A 23,882-nucleotide genomic window follows, 5' to 3' on the forward strand; every position below is an offset into this window, starting at 1 on the left:
CAGCAATAGGAGATTGCTCAAACTATGCTTTCTTCAGTTTGCTTCGCAACGTCAGGTAATCCAGGTAATACAGTATTTTAATAGAGAAGGTGTTGTTCTGGGGCGAGGTGATGGTACGGGAGAAATTATCGAAATAGTTTACCTCGATCTGCTCGCCGCTCTGTAGTATGGCGTTTTTCCAGACAACGCTGATCTCGCTGCCTGGCGCAAACCACCAGGAGTACACCATGTCCACGTTAAAGGCATTGTAGTTGATGTCGTGGTTTTTGCCGGCAAACCTTTCCTCATTCCCCTGCTTATACCCTTGCGGATACGTATCGGGCAGCAACTGCCCCTCGTTTGTCAGGCTAAAGAAGCGGTTATACTTTGCACTCGACCAGTAGTGGCGTGCCCTGAGCGAGACTGACATGCGGTTGTTGAAGATGTAGCTTCCTGACAGGGTGTTTGAAGTGGTGAGCACCTCGCGGAGCCCAAATATCACCTTTACCTCGTCTTTGCCATCATCCAGATCCGGGTCGAACCTGTTGGCAAACCCTATGTCGTCATACCTGGCGTTGCGGCTGAAGGAGTAGTTAAAGGAAAGCTGGTTGTTTACCCGGTAGCGCGGCGAAATACTGTAATTCACATTGTGCCGGTCGTTCTCGTTAAAAGCGCGGTAGCTGGTTTCTACATCCAGGGCAAATTTCTTTCTGTAGTCTGTAGATACCCAGGCGCCCACGCTGTTGTTTACCGGAAAGACATAGACACGCCCTGCCACACGCGGCTCAAAAAAATCGTTTGTTTCAACGGGCTCCAGGTTGGCAAACATGCCTGCGCTCCAGAAATTCTTAAACGTGCCGTTCACGTTGCTGTAGATAACAAAATTCTGAAAGGCATCGGGTTTGTACCGGCGCTCATACACAGCGCCCAGATTGGTGTACAAGTTCAACAGTTTCCAGATAGGCTTGTAAAAGTTGTACTGCAGCTGCGGGTTCTCCTCCACGCTGTTAGGCGTAAACAATATGCCCAGGTCGTTGGGGTTATAGGTGTCCGACTCTACGGTGTGGCTGTAACTGTAGGTGAAATTTCCGCTTACCTTCCCTACTCGCAGGTTATACATATAGCCCAGGTCCGTGCTGTCGGAGAAGTAGCGCTGGCTGACAGCGGCTTTTCCACTAATGGCATACTTGTTTCCTTTGTTGGCCAAACGGAACACAGCCCCGGTCAGGTTAGCGTCGTAGGTCGTGCCCTGCCGCATCACATTGGTATTCACGAAGGTCACGTAAGAGTTGTTTTTTAAGGACTGGTCCAGCACCGTAACGTTGTAATTTGTAAGCGGCTGGGTCTCTACTTTTATCCGCTCTCCTTCAGCGCTCTCGAGGGTAGCAAACTGGCTCCCTACCACAGCGTTAAAAACCCCTACCCCCAACCCAGACTGGGTACGACCGGAAATTTTGGTGCCGTTGATCATCTTTGTCTCGATCGGGTTATCTATCACTGTATAGCCGGCATATCTTACCTCGGTATCGATCGCATTGTTTACCGGCTGGCCACCTATACGCCGCGAGTAGAAAAATCCACCTTTGTTAAATAATTCTGTGCCCTCCATAAAAAAGGGCCGGTTCTCATTAAACTGCACTTCAAAGGGAGAGAGGTTCAGCACCTGGTTATCCGACTGCACCTGGCTAAAATCAGGTATCAGGGTCATGTCTAAGGTAAAGGCATCGTTTATACCATACTTGAGGTCCATGCCCCCGCTAAAATTAAAGTCCTGCTTATACTTTATTTTCTCGCTGCCTTCTTTGGTATAGGGGTAGCTGTTTGTAAAAGACGACAGGTAGGGCGTGAAGGAAAGGCGCAGGGGGGCTTCGATGTTCCTGATATCAGTTAAGGTACCCCATTGGTTCACAAAACCATCTTTGGCGGGGTCTACAAAGTTCCAAAAGAAAGCTTTTCGGGTAGACTGGCGGTTTCGCATAAAATTTATGCCCCACAGCTGCTCTGCTTTGCTGCCGAACCTAATGGCCGAGTAGGGTATCTTAAATTCAGCCACCCAATCTGTTCCCTGCAGGCTTACACTACTCTCCCACACCGCGTTCCAGCTAAAATCCTCGCCATTGGAGGAGGAATAGCGCGCATCCATTTGCACACCGGCAGGAGTCACGAAAAACGCCACCCCGTTAATCTCATCATGGTAGGTATCCAGGAAAACGCCGAAGAAATCCGTGTTCCCGAAGTTGTCGCGGCGGCCCAGCTCTTTAAAGATGCTGTCCTGCGAGACATCATGCATGACCGCGCCTACATAGATGGCCTCATCATCGTAGAGCACATGCACCTCTGTTTTATGCTGTTCCAGGGGGCCGGGGGTTGGCCTGTGCTGGATAAAATCTGTCGCCAGTTCGGCATCCTGCCAGATAGGCTCGTCCAGGATGCCGTCAACTTTAGGTGCATCGGTCACGCGCAGGGCTTTCAGCTGCTTTTGCGGGAAATTATACTCTTTCTTCTGTTCCGGCTTCTGCTCCTGCGCCCAGGCGCTGGTTGTTGCAAAAAAAGTACAGCAAAGGCAAAGCACAAGAAGCTGCCGCGAAGTTGGCATCAGCAGTAAAAACTTTTTCATAGTATGAGCACGTGCGGTAAGTATAACTGATTTAAATCCTGTAACCACCAGGCATCTAAAAGATGACACACCACTGCCAAAGGTTGCTTTGGCAGCAAACATTTTTTTGAACCTCCTCGCTACGTGTTACATACGGCATGCCATAAATCACAACATTCTAATTATCAATATATTACTTTCATTTATATGCAGTTTCAGCGCGGTACAGGTGCACGTTTCCGGGCAGTTTTTGCCCGGAAACGGACAACAAAAAAGCCACGCTTGTTTCCAAACGTGGCTTCATTCAGTTTCTGTTCGACTTATAAGTTCTCTTCGCGCACCAGCATCAGCACGGCTGCCTGCGGCACGATGAAATACTTCTCTCCCAAATAATTTATTTCAATGGCATCGCGTTGCAGGTAAATGGCCAGGTCGCCCTCTTTTGCCTGTAGCGGAATGTAGCGCACATCCTCCTCTTCCCCTCCCCAGGGTTCCTCCTCAAAGCCATAGTCCATTGGTATCGGATAGCCTGGACCGACTTTCATGATATAGCCTTCCTGCACTTTCTCTTTGGCCTGTACACCAGGGGGCAGGTACAGGCCGCTCTTTGTCTGGTCGCGGGCTGTTTTGGGTTTTATCAATACACGATCACCCACTATGATGATTTTTTCCAGTGTATTCTTTTCAGAAATCCTCATGGGTAAAGGATGCATCATTTATAAAGGATTTGCAGTTACTTTGAAACGCATTTTTGCTTTGATCGTCACTTTTTGGGCAACAGCCTTTGCTAGCGTTGCGCGCGTACTGATGGTATACGTGTCGCCTTTGATATATGTGTCCAGTTTTGTGTTAGTAGTTTTCAGGGAGATGGTGCTGGCACCCTGCGGCACCTCTTCCAGGTAAGCCACTTTTACCTCGCTCTTGCCCTCAGCCGAAATGTAGATCTCGATCTTTTTCAGGAAATCAAAGTTCTCGCCCTGCGGACTGGTGATGTCGAGGTCGAGTTTATTCAACACAACATCTTTTACTAACTCAGAACGGGTTTTATTGTTTTTAAAATCTTCGCTGGAGTTTGTGTCTACTGTGACGGGGGTTACGGGTATTACCTGGCCGATAAGCGGACTGGCGGGAATCTCGATGACCTCTTCCTGATCAATGTGGAAAGTGAGCAGTTCATCAAATTGCTTGCACGACACAACGGTAAATGTCAACAAGACTACAAGGGCTAAAAGTACTTGTTTCATAAAAATAAGGGTGATTAAGGGTAGTATAAAATGTAATTGCGGCAGGAAGAGCAAATATAACTGCTTTTCCTGCCGCAATTTACAAAATAAAGATTGGATTAATCAAACATATCACCCTTGCGCACCTTCCCATTTCCATTTTCTTTCCAACTCATAGGATAATTTTCATCCATCAGAGCAGCCGCCTCTTCTGTCAGGTGCAAGGGCTTAAAGGTATCAATCATCACGGCGTACTCATGCGTTTCCTTTTTGCCGATGCTTGCCTCCACGGTGCCCGGGTGCGGGCCGTGCGGAATGCCGCCGGGGTGCACGGTGAAAGAAGCCCGGTCTACGCCCTTACGGCTCATAAAATCGCCATCTACGTAATAAAGCACCTCATCGGAGTCTACGTTGGAATGGTTGTAAGGTGCCGGGATGGACAGCGGGTGGTAATCGAACAGGCGCGGCACGAACGAGCAGATCACAAAGTTATGCGCCTCAAATGTTTGGTGCACCGGAGGCGGCTGGTGAATGCGGCCTGTTATGGGTTCAAAGTCATAGATGGAGAAGGCATAGGGGTAAAAGTACCCATCCCAGCCCACGGCGTCAAATGGACTAAAGTCATAATAGAACTGATGAAGCTCCCCCTCTTTCTTTACCTGCACCAGGTGCTCGCCCTGCTCGTTTTCCGTGATCAGCTCCACGGGTGGGCGCATGTCGCGCTCACAGAAGGGCGAATGCTCCAGTAGCTGCCCAAAGTGATTGCGGTAGCGGCGCGGTGTTTCTATCGGGCTAAACGACTCTATGATTAACAGGCGCACATCGCCTGCATCGAAGCGGAATTTATGGATGATGGTGCGCGGGATAACCAGGTAGTCGCCGGGTTTAAACGGGATGCGCCCCATCTGTGTGATCAGGTCGCCGGTGCCTTCGTGCACAAACACTACTTCATCGGCCTGCCCATTCTTATACGCATAGTCCATCTCCTGCTCCGACGGGTTGCAGATGCAGATGGCCACATCGCTGTTAAACAGCATGGTTTTCCGGGCATCCAGGTAATGGGTGCCGGTGGTTTTCTGCTGCAGGGTACGCAAATGGTGTGGCGCCAGCTTAATACCTTCCGCCCTTTTGGGGGCAAACGGCCGGGGTTCACCGATGCGACTGATCTGGGTAGGGGGGTTAATGTGGTACAGCAGCGACGATACGCCACTGAAGCCCAGCGTGCCCACCAGCTGCTCTGCATACAGGCTGCCATCGGGCTGCCGGAACTGGGTATGTCTTTTGTGCGGGATCTCTCCTAACTTATAGTAATAAGCCATACTTGGGATGCTCTTGTTTATAATTTAATTAAAAACGATGCGCTTGTGGAGCAATTTACAAAACTAAGATCAGTTATTTATACGCCGCCCTTTGCCAGCCGCTGCGCTTGGTTAAAGTGCTTGAGTGCCTGCTGCAGCTCTTCATCAGCGGCATGCAGCACCGGAAAGAAGCCTTTGTTGCCGTAAATGCTGCGGGCCAGAAAAGCTTTCAGGTTGTTGCGCAGCAAGTTCCGGGAACGCCTGAACTCCGCATCCTGGTAAGGTACGCCGGCCTTGTTAGCCATCTGCACCACATCCTGCAGCATTTTATCAGTTACCTCAAATTGTTTCCGGAAGGTATTCAGCGGCATTTTCTCCAGTGTCTTGCGGTTATCGCGGTAATAGTTTAAAGTGTACTCCCGGATAATGTTGTTGTTATAGAGCTCACTCAGATAAGGCGAAAGCTCCGTTGTGTCGCGGGGCACGAAAACGTCGGGCATAATACCGCCGCCGCCGTACACCGGCCTCCCTAACAACGTTTTATACTTTAGAGAGTCCGCAAACAAGCTGCTGTCCGGGTGAAAGTACTCGCCGCTCTCGAAACGGTGCAGCATGTCCTTCTGGTACTCCTCGGCATCGCCGTGATACGGCTTTTGGATGGAGCGTCCGCTGGGGGTGTAATAGCGCGAAATGGTCAGGCGCAACTCAGAACCGTCATCCAGCGGAATAGGCATCTGCACCAGGCCTTTGCCAAAAGAACGCCGCCCCACGATCAGGGCCCGGTCATTATCCTGCAAGGCACCCGCCACAATCTCGGAGGCAGAGGCACTGCCCTCGTCCAGGAGCACGATCAGGGGGCCATCCTCAAAGTCGCCTTTCACGCGCGCAAATGTCCTGGAGTCGTACTTGTCTCCTTTTCCATCGGTGTACACGATCATCTTCTCGCCGGATATAAACTCATCCGCCATGCGAATGGCGTGGTCCATGTAGCCTCCCGGGTTGCCGCGCAGGTCCAGCACCAGTTGCTGCATCCCTTTTTTACGTAGTTCGTCGAGCGCTTTCTTAAATTCCTCGAATGTGGTGGCAGAGAATCGGCTTACCTTTATATAACCTGTCTTATCATCTACCATATAGCTTACATCCACGGAGTAAGTGGGTATCTTATTGCGCTGGATCGTGAAATCGAGCAGTTTTTTATTGCCTTTGCGTTGAATGGCCAGGTTTACCTTAGAGCCTTTGGGGCCTCGCAGGCGCTTGAAAACCCCTTCGTTGGTAATTCCTTTTCCGGCCACATTCTCGGCGTCCACTTTAATGATCTTATCCCCTGCCAGCAAACCGGCTGCCTCCGACGGCCCCCCGCTTAAGGGGGTAACCACATAAATGGTGTCCTTGAATATATTGAACTCAATGCCGATGCCCTCAAAGTCGCCTTCCAGGTAAGAACGGGCCATTTGCATCTCGTCAGCGGGGATGTAAGAAGTATGCGGGTCCAGCTTCTCCAGCATTTTTGTGATGGCGAAATCAGAAAGCTCCTCAATATTAACCGCATCCACATACTCCCGGTCTATATAACTGAGGATATCCCTAAATTTCAGGTAGCTTTTGGCCGTGCCCTGGGGGTTGTTTGAAGATGGCGAGAAAGTAGTAGCCCCAATCAGGACACCTACCGTTAATGCCAACGCAATAAAGAGTGGCAGTTTTATCTGAAATGGGGAGTTTCGAACGTGCTTCTTTTCATCCCCTTGTTCCATCTTATCCATATGTCTAAAAATTATTGCCCTTGCCTGTGGTTTTTTTCACTGAAAAGCAGGTGTCCAATTTAACTAATTCTGTTGGGAGGCATCTTATTTATACAAGCAGAAAATGCCGAAAGTTGCTTTTATTTAGGCGCCTGCCACCCCCTGCTTACTTATAACACCCGCTTATTTAAAATAATTTTAAATAAGGCTTGCCTAATATTTAGATGCTTCTTAGCTTTGCCTCACTATTTAAAATAAGTCTAAATAAAAACAATATAGAATGATGATGCTTGCTCAACTTAAAAACAAAGCATTTGCTGTACTCACTTTGGCAGCCTGCGTTGCTTTTACTTCTTGTACCGATGACAAAGAAGAAACCCCATCGTACGACGTGCCTGCCACTTACAACTTCGCAAACGTGGATTACTCAGGTCAGGAAACACGCATTGACATGCTGGATGAGCTGAACGCCTACATTAAAACAGGCAACAACGGCGCAGTGCTGAATGCCCAGAAAATGAAGAACATGTACGCCAACGCAAACGCACCGTTTGCCAACGCCAACCTGAACGCGGCCACCAGCAAGCAACTTAAGAACAAGACAATCGCCACTGCCACCGGCACTTTCGAAGGTTATTTCGATGCGGTGGCCGCGGCCAGCCAGACAGCAGGCGCTGCAGCTAGCAACGGCACTGCCGGTATCCTAACCTCAGCCGACGGCACCCGAAAATACCTGGTAAACGACAAAGGCGTAGAATTCGGCCAGGTGATCTCGAAGGGACTGATGGGAGGCGTGTTCTATTACCAGGCCGTGGAGGGCTACCTGACAGCCGAAAAAATTGGCCCAGCCGTAGACAACACAACTGTAACCCCAGGTGAAGGCACTCTGATGGAGCACCACTGGGATGAGGCTTTTGGTTATTTTGGAGCACCCAAGGATTTCCCTACTAATTTAACTGGCTTAGATTATTGGGCAAACTACAGCAACCAGGTAAATGCTGCCCTAGGCAGTAACAAAGCGCTGATGGATGCCTTTCTGAAAGGGAGAGCCGCTATCTCTGCCAAAGATATGAAAGGCAAGGATGCCGCTGCCGCCACGATCAGAACAGAGTGGGAAAGGCTGGTGGTTGGCTCGGCCATTCACGAGTTAAACGAGGCGAAAGAAAGCGTGGCTGATCAGGCCAAGAAAAGCCATTATTTATCAGAGGCAATGGGCTTTGTGATGGGCTTAAAGTTTAAAACTGACCGTAAACTGACCGATGCCAAGTATGATGCCTTTATGGCCAAGATCGGCACTAACCTTTATGCTACCACCGGCACCGACATTCAGGCGGCTATTGATATACTAAGCGCAGCTTATAACCTGGATGCCATTAAAGGCCAGTTGTAACCGCTGCCACAACGTAGTGTTTTAAACCAGAAAGCAGTAGCTGCGGCATCATACCATGCCGGGCTACTGCCTTTCGCATTCTAATAAGTACAGTATGAAAGCTTTCAAAAACTATACTTTTGCTGCCCTCGCCACTTTGGCGCTGTTAAGCGGCTGCGGCTCCGATAGCCCCTCTGGGCCTACTACGGACTACGACCGCGAGGCCATGCTGGCCAACTATGCCGATAACCTGATCGTGCCGGGTTACCTGGCTTTTCAAACCGAATCTACGGAGATGGCTGCCGCTGTAGCTGCGTTCAACGCTAACCCCACGGCTGCCACGCTGGCCGCTGCCCGCAAAGAGTACCTGGAGGCGTACAAGGCCTGGCAGGATGTGAGTTTGTATAAGTTTGGGCCTGGAGAGGAACAAATGCTGCGCAGCAACCTGAATGTTTACCCCGTTACCACCAGCCAGATCGAGCAAAACGTTGCCTCGGGTAACTACGACCTGCAGGCTACGGCAAACCTGTATGCAAAAGGCTTCCCCGCTGTGGATTACCTGCTGTACACCAAGAGCACTGATGCCGAAACGCTTGCCCTTTATACCACCGCGCCAAGTGCTGCCAACCGTAAAAAGTATGTGCAGGACGTCGCCAACATGATAAAGCAGCGCGCCGAGGCCACCTATGCGGGCTGGACTACAAGCAACTACACGGCAAAGTTTAAAGCCTCTGCCGGCACGGCGGTAGGCAGCGCCGTAGGAGACCTCGTGAACGGGCTTAACTCTGACATTGACGTAACCAAGGGGGCAAAACTAGGCATACCCAGCGGCCGGTTTACGGCAGGTAATGCGTACCCGGACAAAGTGGAGGCTTATTACAGCAAGAACTCCCTGGACATGCTTACCCGCGCAATACGGGCCGAAAAAGCAATTTTTATGGGCCTGACCGCCAGCGGCACAAACGGACCTGGCCTGGATGATTACCTGGACCATGTGAAGGCGCAGTACAACGGCGGCCTGCTTTCGGAAGCCATAGAAGCGCAGTTTGATGCGGCCCTGGCCGCTGCCAATGCCATCCAGGGTCCCCTTTCGGAGGCCGTAAACACGCAGCCGCAAGCGGTAACCAAGGCCTACGACGAACTGCAGCAGCTCATTGTACTCACCAAAACCGACATGCCGGCTGCCCTGGGGGTCACTATTAACTACACCGACAACGACGGCGATTAACCCCGGTCGCCAGACCTTCTGCGATATGCGCTCACTCCGGCCACAAAAGCTAACCTGTTACCTCACCGCACCGGTGTCTGCTGCCCCGCTGGCAGTGTTCCGGGTGCTGTTTGGCGGCATGATGCTGGCAGGTATCCTTCGGTTTATGCTGAAGGGCTGGGTAACGGAGCTGTATGTGCTGCCGAAAGTATACTTCCCTTACTACGGCTTTGAGTGGGTGAAACCCCTGGGCGAGACAGGCATGCACGCCCTGTTCGCCTTAGCGGCAGTTTCGGCGCTGGGCATCCTGCTGGGCCTTTTTTACCGCTGGTCTGCGCTGTTGTTCTTCCTGAGCTTCACCTACATCGAGCTCATCGACAAAACCAACTACCTCAACCACTACTACTTTGTGAGCGTGGTGGCTTTGCTGCTGCTGTTTGTGCCGGCAAACCGGCATTTCGCACTCGATGCGAGGCGGCACCCGGCTAGCTGGGTAAGCCAGGTGCCCCGCTGGACCGTGCTGATCTTTCAACTGCAGCTGGGGCTGGTATACTTTTATGCAGGCCTGGCCAAGCTAAACCCAGACTGGCTGCTGGAGGCCATGCCACTGCGCTACTGGCTGCCCGCGCATACGCACCTGCCCCTCATCGGTCCGCTGCTCGATAAAGTATGGGTAGCCTACTTGTTTTGCTGGTTCGGCGCCTTTTACGACCTGACCATCGTTTTCTTTCTGAGCTGGCGCAGGAGCAGGTGGCTGGCTTACGCCACCGTGGTGGTGTTTCATGTGCTCACAGCGGTGCTTTTCCAGATCGGCATGTTCCCGTACATCATGATGGTGTGCACGCTGATCTTTTTCTCCGAGCGGTTCCACGAAAAGGCGCTCAGCTGGCTTAGAAGTATAAGCGGGGCAAGCAAACCCCGGTTCGCAAGGCAGGCCCGCATCAGGGCGCAGCCGCTGCTGCTTACTTTGCTGGCGCTGTACTTTATGGTGCAGGTGCTGGTGCCCTGGCGTTTCATGCTGTACCCCGACAAGCTTTTCTGGACCGAGCAGGGTTACCGCTTCTCGTGGCGCGTGATGTTGATGGAGAAAACAGGCACGGCTTTTTTTTATGTGAAAGACCCGCGCACCGGCGGCGAAACAGAGATCAACAACCGCGAGTACCTGACCATTACCCAGGAAAAGCAGGTGGCCACGCAACCCGACATGCTGCTGCAGTTCGCACACATGCTGCACGACGAATACCAACGCAAAGGCATTCCGGCCCCGGAGGTACGCTCAGAGGTGTATGTAAGTATGAATGGACGCAGCAGCAGGCTTTTAATAGATCCAAGTGTTAACTTAGCGGCCCAGGAAGAAAGCTTTGTGCCGAAAAGCTGGATTTTACCTTTTAACGACGAAGCGCTGCAGCCACAAGCTGTAGGGCAGCCCTAAACAAGATGCATCGCTGTACACTCACATTCCTCCTTTTTCTTTTTAGCCTGCACCTTTCGCTGGCACAAACTTTTTCTGTTTCAGGCAGAGTCAGCAACGCAACCAGTGGGCTAGCGGCCCCGCAAGCCGAGGTACTGCTGGTAAACACCGGCGTATTGTACAAGGCTGATGCAAAGGGCACTTACAGGATAAACGACCTGCCCGCCGGCACCTATACCATAACCGCCTACAGCGTGGGCACCGGCCTGAGCTCCACTACGCAGCAAGTAACCATCCGCAATGCCGATGCGGTGCTTAACTTCCAGCTCAAGCCCCTGGAAGGCAAGCTGAAAGAAGTGAACGTGAAGGGCGAACAGGAGAAGACCTTCGGCATTACACGCCTTAACTCAGTGGAGGGAACCGCCATTTACGAAGGCAAGAAGAGCGAGGTAGTGGTACTGAGCGACATCACCGCTAATAAAGCTACCAACAACAGCCGCCAGGTATTCGCCAAAGTGGCTGGCCTGAACATTTGGGAAAGCGACGGGGCCGGCTTGCAGCTGGGCATTGGGGGGCGCGGCCTAAGCCCGAACCGCACCTCCAACTTCAACACCCGCCAGAACGGCTACGATATCTCGGCGGATGCGCTGGGCTACCCCGAGAGCTACTACACCCCTCCCACCGAGGCGCTGGATAGAATTGAGGTGGTGCGTGGGGCGGCTTCGCTGCAATACGGCACGCAGTTTGGCGGCATGATCAACTTTGTGATGAAGCAAGGGCCGGAGGATAAGCCTTTTGAGCTGACCAGCCGCCAGACAGCGGGATCATGGGGCTTGGTCAACTCCTTTAACAGCGTGGGCGGCACCAAAGGGAAAATGCGTTACTACGGCTTTTACCAGTACAAGCGCGGCGACGGCTGGCGCGATAACGCCGGCTTTGATGCGCACACGGCCTTTGCCGCTGTGCAATACACCCCGAACAACAGGCTACAGATCGGTTTTAACTATACGTTTATGGATTACCTGGCCCAGCAGCCCGGCGGTTTAACAGACGTGGCCTTTAACCAGGATGCGCGGCAGTCTATCCGGGACCGGAACTGGTTTAAAGTGAACTGGAACCTGATGGCCCTGACACTGGATTACCGCGTGAATGAGCGCACCAAGCTGAACATCCGGAACTTCGGCCTGCTGGCACAACGCGACGCGCTGGGGTACATGGGCAAGATCAGCCGTCCCGACGATGTGACGCAACCGCGCACCCTGCTGCAGGACCAGTTCCATAACTTTGGCAACGAAACCCGCCTGATCCATCGCTACGACCTGGGCAGTTCGTTTTCTACACTGTTGGTAGGTGCCCGCTATTACCGCGGCTTTACCGACCAAAAGCAAGGCGACGGCTCTGCCGCAGCTACCCACAATTTCCATTTCTACTCCGAAACCGGGGCACCCAACGCTTCCAGCTACGATTACCTGAGCCGTAACGTGGCCCTGTTCGCCGAAAACATCTTCAACATCACGCCAAAACTAAGCCTGACGCCGGGCATCCGCTACGAGTGGATCAACACGAACGCAGACGGCAGCTACCGCGATGTGGTACGAGACCAGGCACAGAACATTATCCGGGACGAGGAAGTGGCGGAAGCCCGGGAGAGCACGCGCAATGTGCTGCTACTGGGCCTGGGTTTAAGCTACAAACAGAGCCAGCAGCTGGAGGTATACGCGAATTTCTCGCAGAACTACCGCGCCATTAACTTCAACGACATGCGCGTGATCAACCCAAACCAGTTCGTGGACCAGAACCTGAAAGATGAGTCGGGTTACAGCACCGACCTGGGCATACGCGGCAACGTCAGCGGCTTGCTTAACTTCGATGCCAGCCTGTTTTACCTGGCATACAAAGACCGCATCAACTACCAGAACATACCGGGCACCACCAACCGCATCCGCACCAATGTGGGCGACTCCCGCAACATCGGCCTCGAAACCTTTGTGGAAGCTGACCTGCTGAAGCTATACTTCGGCGCAGACCACCCAACCAGCCTTTCGGCCTTCTCTAACGTAACGCTGGTCAACACAAAATACAGCAGCCCCCTATCCAATATCAACGGTAAGGAAGTAGAGCTGGCACCGCCGCTTATCGCCAAGGCAGGCCTCTCCTTCAAGCGCAACCAGTTAAAGCTGGCCTACCAGTACTCGTACACCGCCAGGCAGTACACCGATGCGCCAAACTCCATCCTGGAGCCAACGGCTGTGGTGGGCATTATCCCGGCTTACTGGGTCATGGACCTGTCGGGGAGCTATACCTACAGGCGCTTTACTCTGGAAACAGGTATCAACAACCTGACCGACAACCATTACTTTACCCGTCGTGCCACAGGCTATCCGGGGCCGGGTATTATTCCGTCGGATGCACGCAATTACTATGTTACCCTAGAGTTTAAGCTGTAGTGCTGGAAAACGGCCTGTCGGCACCTGCACATCGGGGCTTGTGCCAGTATTTGTTCGTCGCCGGTGCCATCAACCATTGTCATCCGATAATTAAAATCCTTACCTTTGCGGCAGAAATGCAAAAACATGGGTAGAATACTGGCAATTGATTACGGCACCAAACGCGTAGGGCTGGCCACCACAGATGTGCTGCAGCTAATTGCGAACCCTTTAGAAACCGTTCACGCCAAAGATGTGTTAGCCTATCTGAAGGACTATGTACAGCGCGAGCCCGTAGAGGCCTTTGTGCTGGGCATGCCGCGCCGCCTTTCCGGCGAAGAAACCCAGGCCACGCAGCATGTGGTGGGTTTCCACCGTACGCTGCAGAAAACGTTTCCGGGCATTCCGGTGCATTTAGTGGATGAGCGCTTTACCTCTAAAATGGCGCAGGCGGCCATGCTGGCCGGCGGCCTGAAGAAGAAGGACCGCCAGGACAAGGCCACTGTGGACCGGGTGAGCGCAGCCATCATTTTACAATCGTATTTAGAAAGCAGAAACATATGATTTACCCGATTACCGCTTACGGCGATCCAGTATTAAAAAAAGAAGCCCAGGACATTCCCCAGGACTACCCAAACCTGCAGGAGCTTGTAGAGGACATGTATGCCACCATGTACCATGCCCACGGGGTGGGGCTGGCAGCACCGCAGATCAGCAAGAGCATTCGCTTGTTCGTGATCGACTCCGAGCCGATGATGGACGAAGGCGATGAGGGAAAGGGCGTGAAGAAGGCGTTTATTAACCCGGAGATCGTGGAAGAGACCGGCGAAGAGTGGGGCTTTGAAGAAGGCTGCCTCAGTATACCGGGTGTGCGCGAGGTGGTTTACCGCCCCGAGCGCATCGTTATCCGCTACTTCGACCAGGACTGGAACGAGCACCAGGACACGTACGATGGCATGACGGCCCGCGTGATACAGCACGAGTACGACCACATTGAGGGTATTCTGTTCACAGACCACCTGAACGCCCTGAAGAAGCGCCTGATCAAGAACAGGTTAGTCAAGATAACCAAAGGCGATGTGGACGCCGATTATAAAATGAAGTTCCCGGCGTTGGCAAAGAAGCGCTAAGTATAATATTGCGAAGTATAAGCAAGCGGCCTGCTACATGATCTGTGGCAGGCCGCTTGCTGTTATAACGACACGTAGTGTTAGTGCTTTTGCTCGTAGTCGAAATTCACCATCCACTGGATGTCGAACTTATCTGTAAACATCCCAAACAAAGCGCCCCAGAAAGTCTTGTTCAGCGGCATGGTTACTTTGCCGCCCTCCGAAAGCCCGTTGAATAACTTGGTTGCTTCCTCCTCGCTTTCCGCGTTGATCGAGATAGAGAAGTTGTTGCCTTTGCTAGTTGCCTGGCCAAAGGCTTCGGAAGAGTCGCTGCCCATTAACGTTGTTTCCTGGCTGATTGGCAGCGATATGTGCATGATCTTGTTGCCTTCCTCCTCGGGTATAGGTTTTTCGGATGGCATGTCCTTAAAGCGGCCCACATACGGGAATTCGCCTCCGAATACGGATCTATAAAAATTGAACGCCTCTTCGCAGTTGCCGGCAAAGGTTAGGTAAGGGTTGATTGCAGCCATTTAAGTTGGATTTTTTAGTGTTAGATTGCTTTAACTGCAAATTACTAAATCAAACTGTAGGGTTCCGCGAAAGTCGGCCTTTTAAATTTGAGAATTCCTGATCTGTGGGTTAACCATCAACCCGTATCATTGCGTTTTTATCGCCTTCGCCGTATAGCTTAAACCTTCTCCTGTAACTTTGATCAGGTACATACCCGGCCTTATGTTTTTAACCGGCAGTTCATAACTGTTCTTACCTGGCTCCAGCATCATGTTTTTAGAGCTGATCACCCTGCCCTGCATGTCTACCAACTGCACAACAGCACACCCCGCTGAGCCGGTAATGATGCTGAGGTTAAGCTCTGAGTCAAACGGATTGGGGAACACCTGGTACTGTATGCCTGCTGCCACCTTTATGGTAACCGATGTCACACGGCTGAATGCCGCGCTGCCATCATGGTCAATTTGTTTCAGCATGTAGTAAGAGGTGCCGTACAGGGGGGTCGTATCCGTGAAAGTATAAGCTATTTTCTGGCTAGTGGTACCGTTGCCTTGTACAGTGCCTATTGTCTCAAACGTTTTGCCGTCCGCACTTCTTCTTACCTCAAACCTGTCGTTGTTCGTTTCAGAAGCAGTTTGCCACTGTATAACCACATCACTTTTGCTAACTGTTGCCTTAAACGACATAAGCTCTACGGGCAGTGGAGAAGGGGCGCTTCCTCTGGGGTAGATCGTGATCATGATCTGCGTTACCGTAACATGACCGAAGAAATCTACCGTTCTGATGGTAAGCGGGAAGTTTCCCGGCTCCAGGCTGCCTCTTGAGAGATCGACCACAATGTTGCCATCCTGATTGAACCTGCTGCCGTTTGGAATCCTGCCGCTCAGTATGGTTGCGCTCACAACCCCCTTGTCTTCGTCGAAGGCAGTGGCCAGGTTGGAGGCATTCGGGAACATATCCCAGTAATTAGGTGCCACCACCGTATACACGGCATCGCAGTTAACGGTGATAATTACGCTGCTCGATCCGCTGCTGCATGCTGTCACTACCGACCAGGTAAACTCGTAATCTCCTGAAACCAGCCCGGATACAACCGCATTTTTATCGTTTATGTTGCTGAAAACAGGTGTGCCTGCGCCAGCGGGCATTTTAGTTACTGCCCAGGTGCCAGTTCCGGGAGCCGGATTGCTACCCTGCAGGGCAGTACTTGCCGTTGCGGCATTGCCACGGCAAACCAGCTGCGGATCTCCGGCATAAACCATATAATTAGCAGGGTCTATTACGGTAGTACTTGCCTCCGTGAGCAGGTAGGTTGTGCAGATGCTCCCGCTTACCTCAACGACATAGGTGTATGTGCCGGCGGCAAGCAGTGCAGCCGTAGTAACGGCTTTCTGATTACCATCTCCCACAAGGTTAGGGCCGACTTGGTTGGTGGTGCCTTTCTCGAACACCCTATAAGTATAACCCGCCTCGGTGTCTACGGTTATGGTAGCAGCGCCTCCGATGCAAACAGGGCTGCTTGCCTCAACGGCCCTTGTCACATCCGGACCCGTTGTCGTAACCTGAACCGTTTTCGTGTTTTCCAGGCTGCATCCGGTGGCTATGTCAGTTATTAGAATGCCATAGGTTGTAGTAGTTGGAACTGTGATGGCAGGGAAGACAAAGTCGCCGGCGGCACCGGGCGTATAAGCAGCCCCGATTCTTTCTTTAGTATCAGCATTGATAACTTGGTAACTATACCCTGTGCGGGCGTTATACACTGTCAGCTGCGTGCTCATGTTAGGGCAGCCTTTATCAGGCGATGCACTTATGGTGTAACCGTTTGGCACCGCAGCGTAAACTGTCGCTGTAAAAGGGCCAAACACACGTTTAGCACAAGTGGTACCTATTCTCAATTCCTCGACTGAAATGGAGGAAGGATTTACCGACAATGGCCCGGTAGACAGGCTGATCGGGTAGCCTGTACCGGCAACAGACCCACCCACCTGCACGCCATTTACAAACAGGCTGTAAGCAGCGCCTGGCACGGAGGATGTCAGGTTAACGGTTGCCGCTGTGTTGGCGCAGTAATCATTGGGCGCCATGTTAGCCGTAATGGGCCTGTCGGCTGGACTGCACGCTACCACAACCGCATTAGAGTTAATGCTTTCGCAAACACCCGCACTTGATACTTTTATAGTTAAGGTTGCACCTGCATAAATGTCGTAGGCAAAGATGCCGGAGATGGTCCAGGCACCATTTGTAAAAGTTGACGTTGCGTATTCTGTTGCCACACCATCTATGTAAAGCCTTACGGTTTCTCGGCCACTAACAGCGCCCGGCGGGACCAGGCCTTTAACAGAAACCGCGTTTTCATACACAGGGCCAGTCAGGGAATAGCCTGTGATAGTTTGCCGGTAAGTAACTGACACAGCGTTAGAGACACTGCTTTCAACTTTCCCATCGCCTATCGCTTTTGCCGTAACCGTGGCGCCTTCCGGAATGTTTAAGCCTGTTGCAGTCCAGTATCCCTGCACATTAACAGTTGCGTGCGGGCCGGCAGGCGAAGTGATCAGGTTGCCATTCATGTACAGGTAAATGCGCGTGCCCGCTTCATCGGTAGAGGTGCCGGATATGGTGGTGGTAGGCCCGCAGTAACTCCCTTTTATAACCGGTGTTGTAGTTTTAACAGCGGCCATTTTATAGTTGGATGGCCTGGAAGATAGCTCACCACATATTGCCAGTTTTGCACTCCCATCGGTTATAGTTCGTGCTGTGATAATATCCCCCTCCACCAGGTTAATTCCCGGCGTATTCATTGACCAGCTTGTTGTACTGGTCAGGACAGAGAATGTCGTTCTAACACCATTCTTGTATAGCACTACTTTTGTATCTCTTGTAGCGCTTGCTAATGTGCCGCTAACTGAATTGAGCGGCATCAGGAACAGCACCGTGGTGCTGGGGATAGCTACGCCGTTAATGCCTGTAATGGTGGGAACCCTGTCGTTTATAGTAGAGTTGCCTGTGCCATCATAACACACCTCGTTTGATGACTGAGACTCGCACATGCCGGTTGGGGTTACCGTTACAGTGTAGAGTCCGGTTGCTATCTCTTTATCAGGAGGGTATTTGTAAAGCCAGTTGTAAACGGTAGGAGAAGAACCTGCAACAGCATGTGCGGGCAAAATCTCAACTGTGTATTTTTCGAATGTTATGGCTCCGCTTGCGTCTTTTCTATAGATCGTAAAAGTTTGCCACCCCAGGTAAGCTGTGGTGCCGGAAAAGCCTTTGGGACTTTGCGTTACAATGCTTGTAATAGGAGGCGTTTGCGTTGTTACGCACGTTCCCTGCTGCACAATTACGATGTTAGACAAACCGGACACCTGTTTTCCTGCAGGGCTTACTATGGCCGATATCTGATCCCCTACAACTAAAGTAACAGTACCTGGCACAGTCAGCGACCAGGTGCCATCTGGGTTAACGGTTGTTGTACCAATTACGACCCCGTTCTGGTAAACTGTGATGACAGACCCGGGAATTTCTACAGAGGTTCCGGTAATAGTGGGACTGTTGGTGTAGATCGGATTATTAACAACTGGCGGCGTTGATATGGCAGGCGGGTACTCGCCTTGCTGCATGTCATCCAAGCTGGTTGGAGGGAAGGCATTGATAATATCTAACCAGGCTTCATTTTTATCGCCGCCATAAACACGGTCATCTACCCCGCCAATATCTGAGAGCGAACCATAAATACCGCTTTTGGCACTCGTTACCGTTACACCACTCATGCGTAACGGGGTGCTGGAGGTTATGCCGCCTTTAAAAGCAGCAAGCGGCACATAAAAATCATAGAAGTAATCAGGATTGTTATCGCCCCTGGAAGCAGCAACCGCTTTGTGGGAGAACTGCTTGTAGGATCCCTGAAAAATAACGTCTCCGCCGGTTGTGTTCGTACGGTGGTCGTATATTCTTACATCAAAGTTATTGGCCAGAACCACTTCAAACTCAAATCCGGGGTTTGGGGTGCCTCCCGGAAATTTCCCATCCGTATCTATCAGGATACTATAAGCCATAGAGGCCGAAGAAGTGCCGCCAAGCCTGACACGAAACATGAAATTTACTCCATCAAAGTAAGAGGCTAGCGGAGAACCTGTCGGCTTGCCATTGGCATCGTAGGTTCGGGGAGCAAAGTCAGTATGCCCACCGGAGTTTCCAGTAAGTATATCGTGTAGGGGCTCATACATAAAGATAGGAAAGGGCCGATAGGGGACTTCACTGTATTGAGAACCTTCGTCCATGCTTATTCCCGGAAATCCCGCAGTTGTTTTAGATACATACCCATCTGCGTTAGGGTCTAGAACCTTTTGGCCTCCATTTATGGCTGGCTGAAAAACAAGGCCAGGCGTTTGCGCCTGAACCCGGCTTAGGGCCGGGCCAAGAAAAACAAAGAACATTAAAACAAGTAATCTTGTAAAAAGTGTTTTCATGTTTAAGGCGTTAGTGGAGGCAGTATGGTATTATGGTGTGTAAATGTAACCCTAATTAATAATTTTAATTGAACAATATTTAGCACATAATAAAGAATTTTACTTGAACTATATAGCTAAAATATTTGGTTTTTATACTTGTATAGCACTGACAAGCAGTGCTTATCATACCCTTGTTAGGTAGCCACACCCCTCAAGGGCATATTTTGTTTTATCCGGAAAAATTTTGACTTGCAAGGTGGCGCAGTGCATCTATGCCTTTGTATAAATCCTTTATTGGGCATCAATCTGACCCGGATGCTTTGGGGTGAGCACCTCTTTTACTTAAGCATAGGGCACGCAGAGGCCACTTGCTTCTGGCAAGTAGAAAGCACAGGATGAAGGCTCTTGGAGAAAGATTAGTTTGCAGCTCATCCTGCCTGAGGCTTCAGGCAGGATGAGCCGCAGGAATATAATTGATACACAAAACAGCAGAAATCTATAAATTATACTTCACCCCTTCTGTGATCTCAAAACAGATAGAATGGCGGTAAAGCACTCCACTCATTTATTTTTTTGGATCTGCCTCTGTGCCGGTTAGCATACTATCAATTGGTTCCCAGAGTTCAATTTTGTTGCCTTCTGGGTATGGTTATGCCTTTGTCCTGTAGTTGCTTTACAAGTCCTTCCATATTCTGAACCCGATAGTTAATCATAAACTCCTTTTTGGAAGGGGCGAAATATTCACTCCCCTTTTTAAAAGGGCTCCATTGGAGATAGTTAATCTCGTTAGGTCGGTTTACATTTCTTGATTCAAAAGTCGAACCATACTGGTTGGTTCCAATCCCCAGGTTCTGACTATACCACTCTCTTGTTTCTGCAGGATTTTCAGAAAAGAAAAAGATTCCTCCTATACCTGTTACCTTAGGTGTTGTGTCAGTAGTTGCAGGTATGTTTCCCGTTTCATGCTTTTGTTCTGCCATTTGCGTGTTTATTTTAGTTAGCAAATTGCAACTTGGTAGCACTGTTGCAATCGAAAGCGCCAGAATTACTCTTTTCATTTTTCCTTACTATTTTTCATTAGCGCATCCAGCCCTGCAATTCCTTTTTTATCGTTTAGAAACATAATTTAACAGGACCTAGAATAACAGGATCGTTCAGAACAAAGGTGAGTCCGACTCCAATGGCAAAGCTGTTTGTTTATATGGAGTATTCATCATTTAAGCAAGCACTTAAAGTTACAGTCCGGTTATAGCTCAGTGGCTTTCCTGGAGTCGGATGCAATAGTAAAGTTGGAGAGCGGTTATGTTTTACATTTTGGGCAGCACTCCGCTAACCGACAAGCCAATGGCGTTGGCGGAGTAAATGTTATTCTCATTGTCTTTATACTTCATGGCCGTGAAGGTAAGGCCCACGTCACCATAGGCTACCTCAAATGTAGGTCCGGCTGCAACTTTAAATGCAACATCATCTCCAATACCATCAGCCTTAAAGCGAATGGCATGATGAGATGCCAAGCCGGCTCCTATGCGTATCTTGTCGGTAGCCATCCAATTGGCAGTCAGGTGTATGGGCACGCGGGTTAGCCGGATATGCGCGTTGTCGGCCTGGGTGGTAACATACTTGTAGCCCAGCGTAGCGCGAAAGAGCAGCTTTTCTACTTTAGGCAACTGTAACTGCCCCCCAACTGCAACTGATATGCCTTGCCCGGCATTTACCGACTGTTCATCTCCGTTGGTAAAGTAAATCTCAGCCACCTTATCACCACCCATTTCAAGGGCACCTCCAAGCAAAAGCCGGACAGGAAGCTGCTTCACGGCTCCTTCCTGGGCAACTGCACAGTTAAACGCAGCAAACACAAACGCAGAAATCAGTACAATTTTTTTCATAATCAGATAGCTAAATAAAGTTAAGGTTTCGGTTGTTTAGAATACAGAATAGTACTGCCCGCCCTGTATCTATAAGGCAGAAAAGTTTGTTCGCTGTGTATACTTGTGTGGTGTGGTACGCTTGCGCCAGTGGTTAAAAAATAGCCAAGTGGGCTTGGATATGGTGTTCCTTGCTGGCGTCTTTGTCTGTTTTCAGGTAAATTTCTATGCGCTGTAGTCCTGTGTTAGCTGCCCTCCTTCATTCATATCTTTGCTGTTAATAGGAACTAATTTATGTTTAAACAAGTGAAGAGCTAAGTTAACCTTTCCATATTCAGATTTGTTCTCCCTGTTCGTTTTACGCACTACAGTTAGTGCAACCCCTGCACGTCCCGCAAACTCTTCCTGCGTCAGATCAACTTCTTTTCTCCGTTCTTTGACAAACTGTGCTAATTGCTTTATTATCTGCGTTTAAATATAAGAATAAGCAAATTTAAAATTATATGCAGTTAGAAATAATTTAACAGCTCTAGCCCTGTTTTTATATGTTTCAACATATAAAAACAGGGCTAGGCAAAGTTTATTGAGGTTTTTGAATCGTATTCAACGGATTAGTGCAGCCGAAGCACGAAGCGAAGCAAGGGTTGAGGCTGAACTGGGTTAGGCTGCGTTTTGCTCAAAGCGCTTTATCGTTTCCAGCTCTTTTTGCTTTTTTATCATCTCTTCTTCCAAATCATAATCGTCTTGGAGCCCGAGCCAGAACTTAGGGGAATTACCAAAGTAGTAACTTAATCGCAAGGCTGTGTCTGCTGTTATGCGCCTGTTTCCTTTTAAAATTTCAGACACTCTCGTTTGAGGTATTTTAATGTCCTTTGAAAGCCTGTAGGCTGTGATGTTTAGAGGAACAAGAAACTCTTCTTTAAGTATTTCTCCCGGGTGAATATTGGGTAATCGCTCCATTTAATTCTTCTTTAGTGATAATCTATAATTTCTACTTCTGATGCTTGGCCATTACTCCATTGAAAGATGATGCTCCATTGGCTGTTTATCCTGATGCTGTAGAACGCCTTCAGGTTTCCCGCTAACTTCTCTAATCTGTTGAAAGGAGGTATTCGAAGGTCAGCAATATCCTGAGAGTTGTGAAGCATTCTAAGTTTGCGCCTGCCGACCGTTTGAATTTCCATAGGCAGTTTCGCAACCCGTTCTCCGTTCCAGATTTTTTCAGTTTCCTTTGACCCGAATGACACAACCATACTTACTTTATGCGTTACTAACGCCAAAAGTAAGCATAAGTTTGATTCTTAAAAGATTTGTAGAATTTCTATTCTTTGAAACACAGCCTAACGGTTGGGCTAAAAAACGTTTTAATGAATTTTAGCTTTTGTTGGGAGTTGTTTTTCTTCTTTTATCCCTCCAACCTCTGGACCAGCATTTTGATTGAGGTTTAGTTGAAAGCAATATATTTCATTTGACAAGAATCATAGCTAAGGCTTTTTATAATTCACTTTTAAGTTTAGGGAAAACCGTTATTAAATTATTGTGGCAATTAGAACTGCAAATAAAGTAATTTGTAAAAAGGCAATATTCATCTATTTGCTCACGAAAAGTGTCTTGGTTAAAACCAAAAGAAAAGTGAATAGGCTTTTGATGTGAATCTGTTTCCCCAATCGAATCCAGTAACCGCTTTGAAATGGCAGGCATATAACCAGAAAAAATTGCCCCCCAATAAAGAGAAATCAACTTAAAAAAAGCTCCTGGTCCGTCGGGAGGAAGTAAACCTGGAAGTTTTTCATCACATTCGTCAAGTACTTGTTGAAGCCCTCCAGGAAATTGTTTTAGAAATTCATCAAATCCGTCCAACATTGATGCTGTGATTTTAGGGATTTCATCGCTCACTTTGTATGTTACATTATTCTTTTCAAAAATTTCTTCAAAAGACTCATGTTGCCTAATTTGCTTCAATGCGGCACCTAGGGAACCAAAGCTGGTGATGAGGAAACTCTTAACATTATTATACTTTGAGTCTATAAGTGACTCAAAAAGCTTTACAGGTTCATACAAATTGGAGATTGATTTCCACTTTTGGTAAGAATTAGGGAAGTATCTCATAAACAGATTTTCCCTTGAATAAAACCCCACAATTTCGTTCTCTATTTCTCTGTCATAATAGATAATAAAAGGGAGCTTTAATCCTTTTAGCCTTGTAATTAATGAGGTAGTGGGACCCGTGGAATAAAAACCCATAAACCCCGTACAGCCATGCTGTAATATTCTATCAGTAATGCTAGTTTCATCGGGTAATCCTACATTATTGCCTGAATGGGCATAGTGCTTACAGCTAACCAACCAGATTTCTTCCGTTCTATAACTACCATCTGGTTTTCTTCTTAAGTCTTTTACTTTTAAATCAATTCCGCCATCTGCCCCTCTAGAAGGTATATCCAGTATTTCATAACCTATTGATTTTAAAAAATCAGAACAGAACTTTTCAAATGTATCTGGGTCACCTTCCTTAGGGTTACTTGGAATTTCTTTAAAATCTATCATGTCTACTCACGACTTTTTTTTAATTACACCCAACGAAATAGGCCATAAGACGGTGAAGCTTGTGATGCTTGATTCAGTGTCTTATGGGTGTTGTTGGCCGGGGTTGTTTTTCCCTTTTTTCTCCCGGTACTGCGTGTAAAAATAAGGGAAAA

Annotated in this window: 18 protein-coding genes; 6 read left to right on the forward strand and 12 right to left on the reverse strand. The window is 49.4% G+C overall.

Translation table 11 applies throughout. The features are described 5' to 3' along the window. Positions 1-22 precede the first annotated feature (22 nt). The 5 genes from AC4BAN_RS10840 to AC4BAN_RS10860 all read right to left on the reverse strand — a co-directional run bounded on the left by AC4BAN_RS10840 (position 23) and on the right by AC4BAN_RS10860 (position 6,847). Positions 23-2,596 carry a DUF5916 domain-containing protein gene (locus AC4BAN_RS10840; protein ID WP_490564421.1) on the reverse strand — a complete coding sequence of 858 codons (2,574 nt, stop codon included), beginning with the start codon at positions 2,594-2,596 and terminating at the stop codon, positions 23-25. A gap of 299 nt (positions 2,597-2,895) precedes the next feature. Then, complete coding sequence (locus tag AC4BAN_RS10845; RefSeq protein WP_490564422.1) at positions 2,896-3,273, reverse strand: co-chaperone GroES; 378 nt, start codon at positions 3,271-3,273, stop codon at positions 2,896-2,898. Positions 3,274-3,291: 18 nt separating this feature from the next. Beyond that, positions 3,292-3,819, reverse strand: coding sequence for a hypothetical protein (locus tag AC4BAN_RS10850; RefSeq protein WP_490564423.1), 528 nt, complete (start codon positions 3,817-3,819; stop codon positions 3,292-3,294). A gap of 98 nt (positions 3,820-3,917) precedes the next feature. Continuing rightward, the gene (locus AC4BAN_RS10855) at positions 3,918-5,117 is read right to left on the reverse strand and encodes a homogentisate 1,2-dioxygenase (RefSeq protein WP_490564424.1); all 1,200 of its coding nucleotides are present in this window, start codon (positions 5,115-5,117) and stop codon (positions 3,918-3,920) included. Positions 5,118-5,194: 77 nt separating this feature from the next. Beyond that, positions 5,195-6,847: a S41 family peptidase gene (locus AC4BAN_RS10860; RefSeq protein WP_490564441.1), complete on the reverse strand. Its 1,653-nt coding sequence runs from the start codon at positions 6,845-6,847 to the stop codon at positions 5,195-5,197. 268 nt (positions 6,848-7,115) lie between these two features. Here AC4BAN_RS10860 and AC4BAN_RS10865 point away from each other — a divergent pair, with 268 nt between their 5' ends. From AC4BAN_RS10865 to def, 6 genes are all read left to right on the forward strand, one after another. Beyond that, positions 7,116-8,225, forward strand: a complete 1,110-nt coding sequence (locus AC4BAN_RS10865) for a DUF4856 domain-containing protein (protein WP_490564425.1) — start codon at positions 7,116-7,118, stop codon at positions 8,223-8,225. A 94-nt stretch (positions 8,226-8,319) separates the two neighbouring features. Beyond that, positions 8,320-9,432 (forward strand): imelysin family protein, encoded by a 1,113-nt coding sequence (locus AC4BAN_RS10870; protein WP_490564426.1) that lies wholly within the window; start codon positions 8,320-8,322, stop codon positions 9,430-9,432. A gap of 25 nt (positions 9,433-9,457) precedes the next feature. Further along, positions 9,458-10,843, forward strand: coding sequence for an HTTM domain-containing protein (locus AC4BAN_RS10875; protein WP_490564427.1), 1,386 nt, complete (start codon positions 9,458-9,460; stop codon positions 10,841-10,843). A gap of 5 nt (positions 10,844-10,848) precedes the next feature. Continuing rightward, complete coding sequence (locus tag AC4BAN_RS10880) at positions 10,849-13,269, forward strand: TonB-dependent receptor domain-containing protein (RefSeq protein WP_490564428.1); 2,421 nt, start codon at positions 10,849-10,851, stop codon at positions 13,267-13,269. Positions 13,270-13,395: 126 nt separating this feature from the next. Next, a complete protein-coding gene (ruvX, locus tag AC4BAN_RS10885; RefSeq protein WP_490564429.1) occupies positions 13,396-13,812 on the forward strand; it encodes a Holliday junction resolvase RuvX in 417 nt (138 codons plus the stop codon). Continuing rightward, on the forward strand, positions 13,809-14,378 hold the full coding sequence (gene def, locus AC4BAN_RS10890) for a peptide deformylase (RefSeq protein ID WP_490564430.1): 570 nt from the start codon (positions 13,809-13,811) through the stop codon (positions 14,376-14,378). The genes ruvX and def overlap by 4 nt, the downstream gene beginning before the upstream one ends. Before the next feature lie 80 nt (positions 14,379-14,458). Here def and AC4BAN_RS10895 read toward each other — a convergent pair whose 3' ends face one another. The 7 genes from AC4BAN_RS10895 to AC4BAN_RS10925 form a co-directional block, all read right to left on the reverse strand. Further along, positions 14,459-14,890, reverse strand: coding sequence for a VOC family protein (locus tag AC4BAN_RS10895; protein ID WP_490564431.1), 432 nt, complete (start codon positions 14,888-14,890; stop codon positions 14,459-14,461). Positions 14,891-15,016: 126 nt separating this feature from the next. Further along, on the reverse strand, positions 15,017-19,093 hold the full coding sequence (locus AC4BAN_RS10900; protein WP_490564432.1) for a T9SS type A sorting domain-containing protein: 4,077 nt from the start codon (positions 19,091-19,093) through the stop codon (positions 15,017-15,019). Between the two features lie 848 nt (positions 19,094-19,941). Continuing rightward, complete coding sequence (locus tag AC4BAN_RS10905; protein ID WP_490564433.1) at positions 19,942-20,376, reverse strand: VOC family protein; 435 nt, start codon at positions 20,374-20,376, stop codon at positions 19,942-19,944. A gap of 249 nt (positions 20,377-20,625) precedes the next feature. After that, a complete protein-coding gene (locus AC4BAN_RS10910; RefSeq protein WP_490564434.1) occupies positions 20,626-21,204 on the reverse strand; it encodes a hypothetical protein in 579 nt (192 codons plus the stop codon). A 639-nt stretch (positions 21,205-21,843) separates the two neighbouring features. Beyond that, positions 21,844-22,143, reverse strand: coding sequence for a HigA family addiction module antitoxin (locus AC4BAN_RS10915; protein WP_490564435.1), 300 nt, complete (start codon positions 22,141-22,143; stop codon positions 21,844-21,846). An 11-nt stretch (positions 22,144-22,154) separates the two neighbouring features. Continuing rightward, positions 22,155-22,436: a type II toxin-antitoxin system RelE/ParE family toxin gene (locus AC4BAN_RS10920; RefSeq protein ID WP_490564442.1), complete on the reverse strand. Its 282-nt coding sequence runs from the start codon at positions 22,434-22,436 to the stop codon at positions 22,155-22,157. A 241-nt stretch (positions 22,437-22,677) separates the two neighbouring features. Next, a complete protein-coding gene (locus AC4BAN_RS10925; RefSeq protein WP_490564436.1) occupies positions 22,678-23,730 on the reverse strand; it encodes a restriction endonuclease in 1,053 nt (350 codons plus the stop codon). Between the last annotated feature and the right edge of the window lie 152 nt (positions 23,731-23,882).

Source organism: Pontibacter sp. GD13 (genome assembly GCF_058216355.1).

Bases quoted from the DNA above. Each gene is read 5' to 3' on its own strand.
- AC4BAN_RS10840 (WP_490564421.1), bottom strand. From the start codon at position 2,596: ATGAAAAAGTTTTTACTGCTGATGCCAACTTCGCGGCAGCTTCTTGTG.
- AC4BAN_RS10845 (WP_490564422.1), bottom strand. From the start codon at position 3,273: ATGAGGATTTCTGAAAAGAATACACTGGAAAAAATCATCATAGTGGGT.
- AC4BAN_RS10850 (WP_490564423.1), bottom strand. From the start codon at position 3,819: ATGAAACAAGTACTTTTAGCCCTTGTAGTCTTGTTGACATTTACCGTT.
- AC4BAN_RS10855 (WP_490564424.1), bottom strand. From the start codon at position 5,117: ATGGCTTATTACTATAAGTTAGGAGAGATCCCGCACAAAAGACATACC.
- AC4BAN_RS10860 (WP_490564441.1), bottom strand. From the start codon at position 6,847: ATGGAACAAGGGGATGAAAAGAAGCACGTTCGAAACTCCCCATTTCAG.
- AC4BAN_RS10865 (WP_490564425.1), top strand. From the start codon at position 7,116: ATGATGATGCTTGCTCAACTTAAAAACAAAGCATTTGCTGTACTCACT.
- AC4BAN_RS10870 (WP_490564426.1), top strand. From the start codon at position 8,320: ATGAAAGCTTTCAAAAACTATACTTTTGCTGCCCTCGCCACTTTGGCG.
- AC4BAN_RS10875 (WP_490564427.1), top strand. From the start codon at position 9,458: ATGCGCTCACTCCGGCCACAAAAGCTAACCTGTTACCTCACCGCACCG.
- AC4BAN_RS10880 (WP_490564428.1), top strand. From the start codon at position 10,849: ATGCATCGCTGTACACTCACATTCCTCCTTTTTCTTTTTAGCCTGCAC.
- ruvX (WP_490564429.1), top strand. From the start codon at position 13,396: ATGGGTAGAATACTGGCAATTGATTACGGCACCAAACGCGTAGGGCTG.
- def (WP_490564430.1), top strand. From the start codon at position 13,809: ATGATTTACCCGATTACCGCTTACGGCGATCCAGTATTAAAAAAAGAA.
- AC4BAN_RS10895 (WP_490564431.1), bottom strand. From the start codon at position 14,890: ATGGCTGCAATCAACCCTTACCTAACCTTTGCCGGCAACTGCGAAGAG.
- AC4BAN_RS10900 (WP_490564432.1), bottom strand. From the start codon at position 19,093: ATGTATGAGCCCCTACACGATATACTTACTGGAAACTCCGGTGGGCAT.
- AC4BAN_RS10905 (WP_490564433.1), bottom strand. From the start codon at position 20,376: ATGAAAAGAGTAATTCTGGCGCTTTCGATTGCAACAGTGCTACCAAGT.
- AC4BAN_RS10910 (WP_490564434.1), bottom strand. From the start codon at position 21,204: ATGAAAAAAATTGTACTGATTTCTGCGTTTGTGTTTGCTGCGTTTAAC.
- AC4BAN_RS10915 (WP_490564435.1), bottom strand. From the start codon at position 22,143: ATGGAGCGATTACCCAATATTCACCCGGGAGAAATACTTAAAGAAGAG.
- AC4BAN_RS10920 (WP_490564442.1), bottom strand. From the start codon at position 22,436: ATGGTTGTGTCATTCGGGTCAAAGGAAACTGAAAAAATCTGGAACGGA.
- AC4BAN_RS10925 (WP_490564436.1), bottom strand. From the start codon at position 23,730: ATGATAGATTTTAAAGAAATTCCAAGTAACCCTAAGGAAGGTGACCCA.